General features: G+C 63.1%; 15 protein-coding genes. 12 read left to right on the top strand and 3 right to left on the bottom strand.

Annotation, left to right across the window (positions count from 1 at the left end; translation table 11 throughout):
* Positions 1-124 precede the first annotated feature (124 nt).
* From J2R99_RS12375 to ndk, 6 genes are all read left to right on the top strand, one after another.
* Positions 125-1,738, top strand: a complete 1,614-nt coding sequence (locus J2R99_RS12375; protein ID WP_307154773.1) for a putative bifunctional diguanylate cyclase/phosphodiesterase — start codon at positions 125-127, stop codon at positions 1,736-1,738.
* A complete protein-coding gene (locus tag J2R99_RS12370; protein ID WP_307154772.1) occupies positions 1,735-2,187 on the top strand; it encodes a BLUF domain-containing protein in 453 nt (150 codons plus the stop codon). Before J2R99_RS12375 ends, J2R99_RS12370 begins: the two co-directional genes overlap by 4 nt.
* A 41-nt stretch (positions 2,188-2,228) precedes the next feature.
* Positions 2,229-3,296 (top strand): NAD(P)H-dependent flavin oxidoreductase, encoded by a 1,068-nt coding sequence (locus J2R99_RS12365; RefSeq protein ID WP_307154771.1) that lies wholly within the window; start codon positions 2,229-2,231, stop codon positions 3,294-3,296.
* A gap of 162 nt (positions 3,297-3,458) precedes the next feature.
* Positions 3,459-4,574, top strand: a complete 1,116-nt coding sequence (locus tag J2R99_RS12360; protein WP_307154770.1) for an AbrB family transcriptional regulator — start codon at positions 3,459-3,461, stop codon at positions 4,572-4,574.
* Between the two features lie 224 nt (positions 4,575-4,798).
* The gene (locus J2R99_RS12355; protein ID WP_307154769.1) at positions 4,799-5,716 is read left to right on the top strand and encodes a hydrogen peroxide-inducible genes activator; all 918 of its coding nucleotides are present in this window, start codon (positions 4,799-4,801) and stop codon (positions 5,714-5,716) included.
* 69 nt (positions 5,717-5,785) lie between these two features.
* Entirely contained in the window at positions 5,786-6,208 is a 423-nt protein-coding gene (gene ndk, locus J2R99_RS12350; protein ID WP_092810934.1) for a nucleoside-diphosphate kinase, read from the top strand.
* 81 nt (positions 6,209-6,289) lie between these two features.
* On the opposite strand, the gene J2R99_RS12345 is transcribed toward ndk, so the two are convergent.
* Positions 6,290-7,570 carry an O-acetylhomoserine aminocarboxypropyltransferase gene (locus J2R99_RS12345; protein ID WP_307154768.1) on the bottom strand — a complete coding sequence of 427 codons (1,281 nt, stop codon included), beginning with the start codon at positions 7,568-7,570 and terminating at the stop codon, positions 6,290-6,292.
* Between the two features lie 147 nt (positions 7,571-7,717).
* Between J2R99_RS12345 and J2R99_RS12340 the strand changes: the two genes are divergently transcribed.
* A complete protein-coding gene (locus tag J2R99_RS12340) occupies positions 7,718-8,200 on the top strand; it encodes a GNAT family N-acetyltransferase (protein ID WP_307154767.1) in 483 nt (160 codons plus the stop codon).
* A 22-nt stretch (positions 8,201-8,222) separates the two neighbouring features.
* Here J2R99_RS12340 and J2R99_RS12335 read toward each other — a convergent pair whose 3' ends face one another.
* Positions 8,223-8,651, bottom strand: a complete 429-nt coding sequence (locus tag J2R99_RS12335) for a CoA-binding protein (RefSeq protein ID WP_307154766.1) — start codon at positions 8,649-8,651, stop codon at positions 8,223-8,225.
* Positions 8,652-8,854: 203 nt separating this feature from the next.
* Between J2R99_RS12335 and J2R99_RS12330 the strand changes: the two genes are divergently transcribed.
* The 5 genes from J2R99_RS12330 (at position 8,855) to speB (ending at position 11,959) form a co-directional block, all read left to right on the top strand.
* On the top strand, positions 8,855-9,292 hold the full coding sequence (locus J2R99_RS12330) for a PaaI family thioesterase (protein WP_307154765.1): 438 nt from the start codon (positions 8,855-8,857) through the stop codon (positions 9,290-9,292).
* A 175-nt stretch (positions 9,293-9,467) separates the two neighbouring features.
* The gene (rplM, locus tag J2R99_RS12325) at positions 9,468-9,932 is read left to right on the top strand and encodes a 50S ribosomal protein L13 (protein WP_092810924.1); all 465 of its coding nucleotides are present in this window, start codon (positions 9,468-9,470) and stop codon (positions 9,930-9,932) included.
* Positions 9,933-10,412, top strand: coding sequence for a 30S ribosomal protein S9 (gene rpsI / locus J2R99_RS12320; RefSeq protein WP_307154764.1), 480 nt, complete (start codon positions 9,933-9,935; stop codon positions 10,410-10,412).
* A 114-nt stretch (positions 10,413-10,526) separates the two neighbouring features.
* Positions 10,527-10,766 carry a hypothetical protein gene (locus J2R99_RS12315; RefSeq protein WP_307154763.1) on the top strand — a complete coding sequence of 80 codons (240 nt, stop codon included), beginning with the start codon at positions 10,527-10,529 and terminating at the stop codon, positions 10,764-10,766.
* A gap of 239 nt (positions 10,767-11,005) precedes the next feature.
* Entirely contained in the window at positions 11,006-11,959 is a 954-nt protein-coding gene (speB, locus tag J2R99_RS12310; protein WP_307154762.1) for an agmatinase, read from the top strand.
* 46 nt (positions 11,960-12,005) lie between these two features.
* Here the strand turns inward: speB and J2R99_RS12305 are convergent, their stop codons facing one another.
* Positions 12,006-12,785: a dimethylarginine dimethylaminohydrolase family protein gene (locus tag J2R99_RS12305; RefSeq protein WP_307154761.1), complete on the bottom strand. Its 780-nt coding sequence runs from the start codon at positions 12,783-12,785 to the stop codon at positions 12,006-12,008.
* Between the last annotated feature and the right edge of the window lie 63 nt (positions 12,786-12,848).

Genomic DNA, 12,848 nt, shown 5'->3' with positions numbered 1-12,848 from the left:
ACGTTCCCGCAGGAACACCTTTTCTGAGAAACTCCATCCCTCCGGATCGTGCCCCTTCATGCCCGCCCTTTCACGATCAGACGACTGTACCAGGCCCGCTGACCGCGAAGGCGGCGAACTGGCATTGAGCGTCCTGAACAACATTCCCTGCGCGCTTGCCGTTTTCGACCTTGACGGCCGACTGACGATCACCAATTCCGCCTTCGACCGGAGCTTTCCGCAAAATTGCGAGCGGATCCGCCTCGAAGCCTCAGCGCTCCTCGCGTCAGGCGAAAGTCGCTCATTCGAGGCCGATGATGGTCGGACCTATGTGCTGGAGCGCAAACAGCTCCCGGATGGCTGGCTCGTCGTCGCCCAGGACACGTCGGAGCGCATGGCGGAGATTGCCAGGGCCGCAAAGATCGCCCGAACAGACCCGATCACGGGTCTCGGGAACCGACTTGCCATACGCGAGGCTCTGACGACCGAGCTGTCGTCTGGCGAGCAGGGTTTGGGCACGGCAGCCGTCATCGCCATCGACCTGGAGCGCTTCAAGACCATCAACGAATCCCTGGGACAGTCCTACGGCGACGCGCTTCTCGCGCTGGTGGCAGAGCGCCTCCGATCGGCTCTCGGAGAAGACGATCTCGCCGCCCGGCTTGGAGGCGACGAGTTCGTCGTGTTGCAGCGAAAGGTGCCGCAACCGGCATCGGCCCACAGACTGGCGAAGCGTCTCGTCGATCTCCTGGCTCGCTCCTATCTCATCAACGGGCATTTGATCGACATCGACGTCAGCATCGGCATTGCGCTTCTGCCGACCGATGGGACTTCTCCCAACGACGTTGTGAAGAACGCCCACCTTGCCCTGCGCCGCAGCCGCAGCACTGGAAGCCGGAGCTATTGCTTCTTCGAGCCGGAAATGGACCGACAGATGCAGGCCCGCCGCGAGCTGGAGACCGATCTGCGCCGCGCGCTCGGCCTGCGCCAGTTCTCGCTGGTCTATCAGCCCCAGCGCGATCTCGCTTCAGGCCGTACCAGCGGTTTCGAAGCCCTCTTGCGCTGGAATCACCCGACACGCGGTTCCGTGTCGCCGGCGGAGTTTATTCCAATCGCTGAAGAATTGCGGTTGATCGTCCCGATCGGAGAATGGGTTCTGCGCACGGCCTGCCACGAAGCCGCGGGCTGGCAGGAGCCGCTCACCGTTGCCGTCAATGTCTCGGCCATCCAGATCGGCATGCCCAACTTCGCCGATACGCTCAAACAGGCCCTTAAGTCCTCGGAGCTTCCCGCGCACCGTCTGGAACTGGAGATCACGGAGAGCGCCCTCATCGCCGATCATCCGGCGGCTTTGGAGACACTGCATCTCGCCCGCAAGATGGGCGTGCGTGTCTCCATGGATGATTTCGGCACGGGCTATTCGTCGCTGTCGTATCTGCGCAGTTTCCCCTTCGATAAGATCAAGATCGATCAGTCCTTCGTCCGCGCCGATCCTCAAGATTCAAGCTGTAATGCAATTGTCAGCGCAATCGCCGCACTCGGGCGAAGCCTCGGCATGATGACTCTTGCAGAAGGTGTGGAATCGCAGGAACAATGGCGGCGGATTATCGCTTCCGGTTGCACGGCGGCGCAGGGTTTTCTCGTCAGCTATCCGTTGCCTCCTGAGCGCATTGGAGCTTTTCTGGCCGAGGAGGCGATGCGAAGCTTCAACATGTGGACCGATCAATCCGAAGGAAACGCCGGCTTAGCTGAAAGCGAATGACAGCGGACAATAAAGACCTTTATCGTCTCGTCTATTACAGCCGCAACCGCATCGAAGGCTCCGATGATGTCGTCAGCCGGGAAATAGCGGCCATTTTAGAAATTTCTCAAATCAACAATACCGCAGACGAACTCACCGGAGCGTTGATCTTCAACTCCGGCGTCTTTGCGCAAGTCCTCGAGGGGCGCAGATCTGCGATCGAAAAGGGGTTCGAACGCATCCAGCGCGATCCTCGCCACAGCGACGTGCACGTGCTCTTTTTCTTTCCCGTGCCGGAACGCGCCTTTCCGAACTGGTCGATGGCTTTTATCGGCAGGTCTCGCAGAGGCCAGAACCTCTTTGCAGATCTCGCCGACAAGACCGGCTTCGAAGAAGCGCGGCTTCAAGGCGAGCGGCTCTTCTCCATCATGCGCGAGATCGCAATCGATGAGGAGCTTATCGAAGCCTGAGATTGCCGGACTTCGAGAAAAGACGAACAACCCTGCTATCCATGCCGCACGTCACCGACCCTCGCCTGAAAGATCAGCTCGGCCTCAGATGGCCGATCATTCAGGCGCCGATGGCGGGTGTTTCCACGCCCGCTATGGCGGCTGCCGTCTCGAATGCCGGCGGCCTCGGCTCGCTCGGCATCGGCGCCGCCGACCGGGAAACCGCCCAGCAGATGATCGGCGAAACGCGCGCCGCCACCGGCGCTTCCTTCAATGTCAACGTCTTCTGCCATCGGCCCGCGCGTGCCGATCCAGCACGCGAAAGCGGCTGGGTCGATCGTCTGAGGCGAGAATTCCACCGCTTCGGCGCCGAACCGCCGCGGGCGCTGCGCGCGGTCTATCCGAGCTTTGCCGCAAATCCCGACCTCCTCGCCATGCTCGTGGAGGAGCGGCCGGCTGTCGTCAGCTTTCATTTCGGCCTGCCCCCGGCGCAATTCATCACCGCACTGAAAGACGCAGGTATTCTGCTCTTCTCCTCAGCTACCTGCCTGCCGGAGGCACAATCCGCGGTGGCGGCCGGCATCGACGTGATCGTGGCCCAGGGCTACGAGGCGGGCGGTCATCGCGGCATCTTCGATGCGGACGGCGAAGACGAATGCCTGCCGACCTCCGTCCTCACGCGCCAGCTTGTCGACGCGCTCGATGTTCCCATCGTCGCGGCCGGCGGCATCATGGACAGTGCGGGCATCCGCGCGGTCTTGGCACTGGGTGCCGCGGCGGCACAGCTTGGAACCGCCTTCATCGCCTGTCCGGAATCATCTGCCGACGCCGCCTATCGGGCAGCGCTTCTGAGCGACAAATCCCATCACACCGTCATGACGCGTGCCATTTCGGGTCGCCCCGCGCGCTCCATGGCCAACGCTTTCACAAGGCTTGGCGAGACCATCGCTCCGGAAGAGATCCCAGATTATCCGATCGCCTACGACGCCGGAAAGGCGCTCAATGCTGCCGCGAAAGCGGCCGGAGACACAAGCTTCGGCGCATATTGGGCCGGCCAGGGCGCCCCGCTTGCCCGGGCTCTTCCGGCCGCCGATTTGATCGCCGATCTCGTCCGCGACCTGGACGGCTGAGCGCACAAGCCTCGCCGAGGCTCCTTGCATGCGCGATCGACACCAAAGAAACCCGCGGGTCTTGAAATAGCCCGCAATACCCCACTCTATTCAGAAGCATACGACCCCGCCGCTTCCCCTTTCGCGCCTTCCCCTCCAGGCGCTGCCAAGGCCGGACCCTTCATGCCAGAGCGCTCCAGTCAGTCCCGATTTCTCCACCTCGCGGGGTGGCCGCCCTCGGCTCAATGGCTGGCGCTCCTCGTCCTCTCTCTCGTCTTCGCGGCCGGCCTGGAGAGCCTTGATCTTGCCGCCGGCGTTTTGATGGGGGCGATGGCGGGCGCCATTTTCCTGGCGGCGGCGGGGGCCAATCTCAACGTCCCGCGCACCGCCTTCTATCTCGCGCAAGGCGCCATCGGATGTCTGATCGCCACCAGCATCACGCCGCCGCTTTTGCGCGAGATGCTCTTCAATTGGCCGGTCTTTCTGGTGACGCTCATTGCGGTGGTTGGCGCAAGCGTCGCGCTCGGTGCAGCACTTACATGGTTCAGGATCCTTCCCGGCACCACGGCGATCTGGGGCGCATTTCCAGGAGCCGCGACAGCCATGGTGCTGATGGCGGATGCCTATGGCGCCGACTCCCGCCTCGTCGCCTTCATGCAATATCTGCGGGTCGTCTGCGTCGTCGTCGTCGCGTCTCTGGTGGCGGAAATCTGGGTGCCGCAGGCGGCTGAGGCCGCGCTTGCGGGAAAAGTCTGGTTTCCAGCAATCCATTGGCTGGCTTTTGGCGAAACCCTCGCCTTGGCTGTCGTCAGCGCCGGCCTCGCGCTCGCCTTCAACATCCCGGCGGGCGGCCTCATCCTGTCGATGCTCTTCGGTGTCCTCCTGCAGGATTTCGGCCTCCTTCAGATCGAGCTGCCACCCTGGCTTCTCGCCATCAGCTATTTTCTCGTCGGATGGGGGATCGGCCTGCGCTTTACGCGGCCTCTTCTGCTCTACGCCCTGCGCGCCCTTCCCTGGCTGATCACAGCGATCGTCGCGCTGATCGTCATCTGCGGGCTCTTCGCCTTTGTCTTGTCGCTGGCAACAGGCATCGACCCTCTCACGGCCTATCTCGCCACCAGCCCGGGCGGCGCCGATTCCGTCGCCATCATCGCGGCCTCGACCGACGTCGATATGCCCTTCGTCATGGCCATGCAGATCGCCCGCTTCATCGCGGTCTTGCTGGTCGGCCCAAGTCTCGCGCGCCTGATCGCCGAGCGCATCGACAAACGGGGAAAGACGGCACCGCCTGTAGCCTAAAAAGAAGGCCGCGGAGATTGCTCTCCGCGGCCAAGGGCTCTTCGGGGGGCGTGAAGAGCCTTATTCGGCTGAAATCTTCGGCCTGCTCCATCGATCGATCAGGCATTCGGGTCTTAGCCTGGTTCGCCTTCCTGGAGCTTGCAGATTTTAACTGTTCTTATGAACCCGGATCGTCATAATGTCCAATGCTTAATCCAAACAACGCCGATTAGATTTCCCTATCGATGATCACCCTTCGCCAATTGCGCTACCTGCAAGCACTTTCAGAGACTGAGCACTTCGGCCGGGCCGCCGGACGCGTCGGCGTCACGCAGCCGGCCCTGTCGGCACAGATCCGCGAGCTCGAAGAGCAACTCGGCCTCGATCTCGTCGAGAGATTGTCCTCTGGCGCGCGCCTGACGGGCTTCGGGAAAGAGGTCGTGGAGCGTGCCGCTTCGGTCCTCGCAGAGGTGCGCGCCATCGAAGGCCTGTCTGAACGCTACCGCGGTCCGCTGTCGGGCGAAATGCGCCTCGGCATCATCCCCTCGGTCGGACCGTATCTTCTGCCGCGCCTTCTCCCCTTCATGAAAGACAACCTGCCGGAGCTGAAACTCCGCCTGCGCGAGACGATCACCGAAACCTTGATGCGCGAGCTTCTCGCCGACCGGCTCGACTGCGTCATCATCAGCCTTCCGACCGGTGAGCCGCGGCTCGAAGCGGCGCCCCTCTTCAACGATCCCTTCTATCTCGCCGTCGCCGCCGACAGCCCTCTCGGGCGCAAGCAAAGCGCCGACATGGCCGCGCTCGAAGATGTGGAGATGATCCTGCTCGAGGAAGGTCATTGCCTGCGCGACCAGATCCTCTCCTTCTGCCGCATTCCGCCGGATACCGAGCAGCTTAGCGTCACCAACCTCACCACCATCATCGAGCTCGTCGAAACGGGCGGCGGCGTTTCGCTGTTGCCGGCCCTCTTCACGTCCTCGAACGGGCTTGAGAGCCGCCGCGTTCGCCTTCTTCCCTTTGCCGAGCCGGCACCCAAGCGTCAGATCGGGCTGGCCTGGCGTGCGAGCCATCCGGGCGCGGCACAGTTTCGCGACCTTGCGGCACAGATTGCCGGATGGCATGCCGGCTTGAGCGAAAGCCCCGTTTCGGCCACCGGTTGAGCGGAGCGCGCGGCAAGGCTATAGAGCCGCTTCCTTTCTCCTTTTCGAACCCCGCAAGGACATGCACCGATGGCGCTAGAACGCACCTTTTCGATCATCAAACCCGATGCCACCGCCCGCAACCTCACCGGCGCGATCAACGCCATGATCGAGGCTGCCGGCCTCAGGATCGTCGCTCAGAAGCGCGTGAAGATGACCCGCGAGCAGGCGGAGACCTTCTACGCCGTGCACAAGGAACGCCCGTTCTTCGGCGAGCTCGTCGACTTCATGATTTCGGGCCCGGTCGTCGTCCAGGTTCTGGAAGGCGAAGGCGCGATCGCCAAATACCGTGAGGTCATGGGCGCCACCAATCCGGAGAACGCCGCCGAAGGCACCATCCGCAAGGCGCATGCGCAATCGGTCGGCGAGAATTCCGTGCACGGCTCCGACGCGCCGGAGACGGCCGCCGTCGAGATCGCCCAGTTCTTCGCCGGCAACGAGATCGTCGGCTGACGCCAGACGGCTCTCCAGACATGCAAAGGGCGAGGCCGCGGCCTCGCCCTTTTTGATTCTACGAAGAAGAGCTTGGAGGCTCTACTTCAACCCCTGCTCAAGGTCGGCGATGATATCTTCGACATCCTCGATCCCGATCGACAGGCGCACCGTATCGGAGCCGGCGCCCGCCGCGCGAAGCTGTTCTTCGGTGAGCTGGCTGTGCGTCGTCGAGGCCGGATGGATGATGAGCGAGCGCGTATCGCCGATATTGGCGAGATGCGAGAAGAGCTTCACGCTTTCGACGAGCTTCACGCCCGCATCGTAACCGCCTTCGAGCCCGAAGGTGAGCACGGCACCCGCCCCTTTCGGCGCGTATTTCTTCTGCAGATTGTGATAGCGGTCGCCCGGCAGGCCGGCATAGGAGACCCAGGACACCTCCGGCCGACCCGAAAGCCATTCCGCCACCTTGAGCGCGTTGTCGCAATGGCGCTGCATCCTGAGCGGCAGCGTCTCGATGCCGGTCAAAATCAGGAAGGCATTGAAGGGCGACAGCGCCGGTCCAAGGTCTCTCAGGCCGAGCACGCGGCAGGCGATGGCGAAGGCGAAATTGCCGAACGTCTCGTGCAGGACGAGGCCGTGATATTCCGGCCGCGGCTCCGACAGCATCGGGTAGCGCCCTTCGCGCGACCAGTTGAAGGTGCCGGCATCGACGATCACGCCGCCCATCGAATTGCCGTGGCCGCCCATGAACTTCGTCAGCGAATGCACGACGATGTCGGCGCCGTGTTCGATCGGCCGGCAGAGATACGGGCTCGCCAGCGTGTTGTCGACGACGAGCGGCACGCCGGCCCGTTTGGCGATCGCCGAGATCGCCTCGATATCGGTGACGACGCCGCCCGGATTGGCGATCGATTCGATGAAGATCGCCTTCGTGCGCGGCGTGATCGCCTCTTCAAAACTCTGCAGATTGTCGGTGTCGGCCCATTTCACCTTCCAGCCGAAATTCTGGAAGGAAAAGCCGAACTGGTTGATGGAGCCGCCGTAGAGCTTCTTCGCCGCGACGATCTCATCGCCCGGCTGCATCAAGGTGTGCATGACGAGCATCTGCGCGGCATGGCCGGAAGCGACGGCCAGCGCGGCCGTGCCGCCCTCGAGCGCGGCGACGCGCTCTTCCAGCACTGCCGTCGTCGGGTTCATGATGCGGGTGTAGATGTTGCCGAAGGCCTTCAACCCGAAGAGATTGGCGGCGTGTTCGGCATCGTCGAAGACATAGGAGGTCGTCTGGTAGATCGGCGTCGTGCGCGCATGCGTGGTGGGATCCGGCTGCGCCCCGGCATGAATGGCAAGTGTGTGAAAGCCGGGCGTGCGGTCTTCGGACATGATCTTCCCCGTTTCGTTCTCGTTGATCGCGGTCAGCCGATTTAGCGGCAAGCGGCAGGCGGAGCAAAGGACGGATTTTCTGTGAGAGACTGCCGCAAAGAGGAAATGTTGCTAAGGCAGCCGAAATCCGGGGCTTGGGAGCAAAAGATGACCGTTACCATCCGCCGTGCCGAGGAAACCGACACCGACACGCTTCTCCCACTCTTCGTGGAAATGCAGCACCATTACGAAGGGGGAGCCGCCATCAACGCCGAGACGGCGCGGCCGCGACTTCTCGCGGCCCTGAAGCCCATGCCCGGCCGCGCCATCCTCGGCGCCTTCGAAGACGAGGCGCTGGGCCTTGCCTGCCTCTACGAGGTCTTTCCGGGCCCGCACATGCTGCCGGCATGGCTGTTGAAGGAACTCTACGTTGCCGCCTCCGCGCGCGGGCGGCGCATCGGCGAGGCTTTGCTGCGAGAAGCCGCTCGCGTTGCTCTGGCGGAAGGCGGGGCCAGGCTCGACCTGACGACGGCGGGCGACAACGAGGCGGCGCAGCGCTTCTACGTACGCGTCGGCATGACGCCGATCGCAAAGGTCTATTATCGCTCGGAAGGCGCAGCCCTCCTCGACCTTGCCGAAGACCGCGGCTGATCGCGCCCCATAGAGAAGAGCCTCAGCCGAGCAAACGCGGCCACTCGATTTTCGGACAGCGGTCCATCACGACCTTGATCCCGGCCGCCTCGGCGCGCGCGGCCGCCTCATCGTCGCGCACCCCGAGCTGCATCCAGATCACCTTCGGCAGCGGCTGAAGTTTCAGGATCTCGTCGACGACACCACAGACAGCCTCCGAGCGGCGGAAGACATCGACCATATCGATCGCCACTGGCACATCGGCGAGTGACGGCAGAAACTCCCGCCCTTCGATCGTCTCGTCCGGCTCGCCGGGATTGATCGGATAGATCTCGTAGCCCTGACGGATCAGGAACTGACTGACGCCGTAGCTCGGCCGCACCGCCTTCGGCGAGGCGCCGACGACAGCAATCGTCTTTGTGTCCTTGAGGATGGAGCGGATGAATTCGTCGGAATAGGAAAGCTGGCTCATGCCTCTTCATCTGGCCTACGCAAACGCCACGGCAAGCCTTGGCTCGCCATCCAGGTGAGCCTGTGATCGATCTTGCCTGCACGACAGGGCCGGTCCCGCCCGGATCTCGGCCTGGCTTCCATCAAATGTCTCGCCGCGCTGGCGCAGGCCCGCTGTCGTGACCTACTCTCCTTCTGCAAAGAAGACGTGGAAGGGGAGGAAGAATGAATTTTGCGCCAGTGATGAACGAAGCGGAGGTCGAAGCCTTCCTGGAAAAGGAATTCCCGCAGATCCATCTGCATGGGCGCGCCTTTACGGTCGTCAAAGTCGCGCCGGGGGAAGCGGTGATGCGCCTCGACGCGTCGGAAGCCCACCTAAGACCGGGCGGCACGGTGTCCGGTCCGACACTTTTTTCGCTCGCCGATCTGGCCGCCTATGCCGCAATTCTCGCCCATATCGGCCCTGTCGCGCTCGCCGTCACGACCAACCTTTCGATCAATTTCCTGCGCATGCCGTCACCCGGCGCACTCCTCGGCACGTGCCGGATTCTGAAGCTCGGCAAACGACTTGCCGTGACCGAGATCGCAATCGCCCCACCCGACGACGACGCTCTTGTCGCACATGCCACCGCCACCTATTCGATTCCTCCGGATCGCACTTAGGGTATTATAATACCACCTCCGCAAGCTTCTGATTTTTGGGCTTTTTCTCCAGTAGCGCTTGACAATGACGGGCCTCTCCGCCTATCTGCCGCGCGATCGGGCGCCAGCCATCGGCTCACCGGCCGGCTGAGGTCGCCCTTACCTCATTGCTGAGGTTCCCCGAAAGAGGACGAAGATGAAAACCTATTCCGCAAAAGCGGCGGACATCGAGAAGAAGTGGATCGTCATTGACGGCGACGGCCTGGTCGTCGGTCGTCTGGCGACCATCGTCGCGATGCATCTCCGCGGCAAGCACAAGCCGAGCTACACGCCGCATATGGACGACGGCGACAATGTCGTGGTGATCAACGCCGACAAGGTCGTTTTCACCGGCAAGAAGCTCGACCAGAAGAAGTACTATTGGCACACGGGTTATCCGGGCGGCATCAAGGAGCGCACCGCGCGCAAATTGATCGAAGGTCGTTTCCCGGAACGCGTCGTGGAGAAGGCCGTGGAGCGCATGCTTCCGAGCGGCCCGCTCGGGCGCCAGCAGCTGAAGAATCTGAGGGTCTATGCAGGGCCGGAGCATCCCCATGCCGCCCAGCAGCCGGAGACGCTCGACGTCGCCACCCTCTCCAAGAAAAATGTGAGGGTTTTCTAAATGGCTGAAACGCTTCAAGACCTCTCGGAGCTCGCCGGTACCGAGGCTGCGGCCCAGCCGGAGGCTCCCGTCCATGTCCAGAAGCTGGACGAATTCGGCCGCGCCTATGCCACCGGCAAGCGCAAGGACGCCGTCGCTCGCGTCTGGGTGAAGCCGGGTTCCGGCCGCATCACCGTCAACGACAAGGACTACACGGATTACTTCGGTCGTCCGGTGCTGCAGATGATCATCGAGCAGCCGATCCTCGTCGCCGACCGCAACGGCCAGTACGACATCATGGCGACCGTCTCCGGCGGCGGCCTGTCGGGCCAGGCGGGCGCACTGCGTCACGGCATCTCCAAGGCGCTCACGTATTATGAGCCGGAGCTGCGCGCCATTCTGAAGAAGGTCGGCTTCCTCACCCGCGACTCCCGCGTGGTCGAGCGCAAGAAGTACGGCCGCGCCAAGGCACGTCGTTCGTTCCAGTTCTCCAAGCGCTAATCGGCGTTTCTCTTTTGGGTTCTCAAAGGGCGGGTCTTCGGACCCGCCCTTTTTGTTGTGAAGACTTCCCCTCGCCTGTTATTCACCGATGGAGCAGGTTCAGGGGGCGAACCGGTGAGCGCAGAAACCCAGATGAAGCTTCAGGCGAAGCGCTTCAACGAGCATGTAAAACTGTTCTCGTCGACGGTGAACGCAATCGGTCTTGTCATCTTCGGCGGCGGGCTGATCCAGCCTTTAATAGCGCACGACCCAAGTCCTACCATTCGCTGGTCCTGGATCGCCCTAAGCATTACATTACACATGGTCGCGCAGAGCGTGATCCGGCTGATGCCTGCGGAGGAAGGAAGTGTCTGATCTCCCGCTCTGGCCGCCGATTGCGGCCGTCATTTTTGGGTTTGTTGGCCTGTTCGTTTTTTGGGTCTGGGGCCGCCGGCTCGACCGGCGCGAGGCAGAGCTGCGCCATCGCCACGGCCCCGCCGAATAGTCGGACGGACATCCCGCGTTGGACCGAAACAAAGCTTCCGTTTCCGGTTTCCTCTCTCTTGGCGGCGCCGCCGCTGGTTTCCGGCGCCCACACCTGCTAGAGGCGAGCCATGTCTGAGAAGCCTTCAATCGACCACGCCTTCCGCGCCACGGACCTGAAAGGCGGCGCTGCCGACCCGACCTACGCCGGCGCCCTCTCCTTCATGCGGCGGAAGTATTCGCGCGACCTCACGAATGTCGATGTCGCCATCCTCGGTATACCGCTCGACATCACCGTGACGAACCGTCCGGGCGCCCGTTTCGGCCCGCAGGCGATCCGTCGCGCCTCGGCGATCTTCGACGGCGATCCGCAATATCCGTGGGGCATCGATATTTTCGAAAATCTCGCCGTCGTCGATTACGGCGATGTCGATCTGCCACTGCATCATCCGGAGAAGCTCACGGCCGCGATCGAGGCGGAGATCGAGACGATCCTGTCGGCGGGCGTGCATCTCTTCACCCTCGGTGGCGATCACTATTCCACCTGGCCGCTCCTGAAGGCGCATGCCAAACGCCACGGACCGCTCGCCCTCATCCAGTTCGATGCCCACCAGGACACCTGGGACGACGACGGCTCGAAACTCTCGCATGGTTCGTTCGTGCTGCGCGCCGTGCGCGAAGGCATCATCGACCCCGAAAGATCGATCCAGATCGGCATCCGCACGCATGCGCCGGAGACCTGCGGCATCGAGATCATCTCCGCCTATGACTGGCAGCGCATGCATGCCGACGAAACGGCGGATCGCATCGCCGAGCGCGTCGGCGACCAGCCCGCTTATCTCACCTTCGACATCGACTGCCTCGACCCGGCCTTTGCGCCGGGCACCGGCACGCCAGTCTCCGGCGGACCGAGCTCCGCCCAGGCCTTGATGACGCTCGCCGGCCTCAAGACCGTGAACTTTGTCGGCGGCGACGTCGTGGAGGTCTCACCGCCCTACGACCACGCCGACATCACGGCGATCGCCGCCTCCACGGTGGCGCAGCACTATCTCGGCCTCTTGGCTCTGAAACGCGCCGGGCGCTGAGATTATCCGGGCGCGAGAATATTCCGGGCGCTGAGCGCCCGGAACCTCAGAACCGGATCGACAGACAGGACAGCCCGCCGTCGAGAAGCTGCGCCTGGCTCACCTTCGTGGTGCGCACATTGTAGCCCCAGCGGTTCAACAGCTCCTCGGTACGCGGATAACCGGCAGCGAGAAGCACGATATCGTTGACGCGGATGGCGTTTGCCGCCGCCTCCTCGCCTTCCGGCAACGTCAGGACGCGGAAATCTGAAAACGTCTCCTTGAGCGGCTCAACCGCTAGGATCGTCTCTTCGTCGAGAAGCGCGCAACCGGTCTTCAGGTGCAGAAGCCCCTCCGGCATGTCGACGCCGACGAGCTCATAGCCCCAGCCGGACACGATCGCCCCCATCGCATCGAGCCCTTCCCTGTCCGTGCGCTTGGAAAGGCCCGCAAAGATCTTGGGCCCGGTGACGAGGATGTCGCCGCCGTCCACATGCCCGTTGTCGAGCGGCGTCACCGGCACGAACGCCTCAAGCGCCTCGCGCACCGTGTCCGGCTCGCCGGCACGGCTCGGCGCCGCCATCCGGAAGAGAATGGCGCCTTCCGGCAGCACCATCGCGGGATCCTCGATGAAGACGGAATCCGGCCAGTCGGAAAGCGCCGGCAGGAGATGCGTCTCAACTCCCGCATTCTCGAGGATGGCCCGATAGGCGGCATGCTCGAGATGGAAAAGTTCAAGGCTCGGATCGCCGCGGTCGACCGCACGCAGACCGCAAACGACGCTTGCCGCCGGCTCGCGCAGAAGCGCGCGAGAGAAACGGTAAGCAGGGAAAGGATCGTGTGACATGCAACGGCGGTAGCCGCCGCTCATGCGCATTGCAAGCGCCAAGAGCGCGCGTGACGCGAACCG

This window comes from Rhodopseudomonas julia, from assembly GCF_030813515.1.
Classification (GTDB): Bacteria; Pseudomonadota; Alphaproteobacteria; order Rhizobiales; family Afifellaceae; genus Afifella; species Afifella julia.
This window is presented reverse-complemented; position numbering and strand designations above follow the sequence as displayed.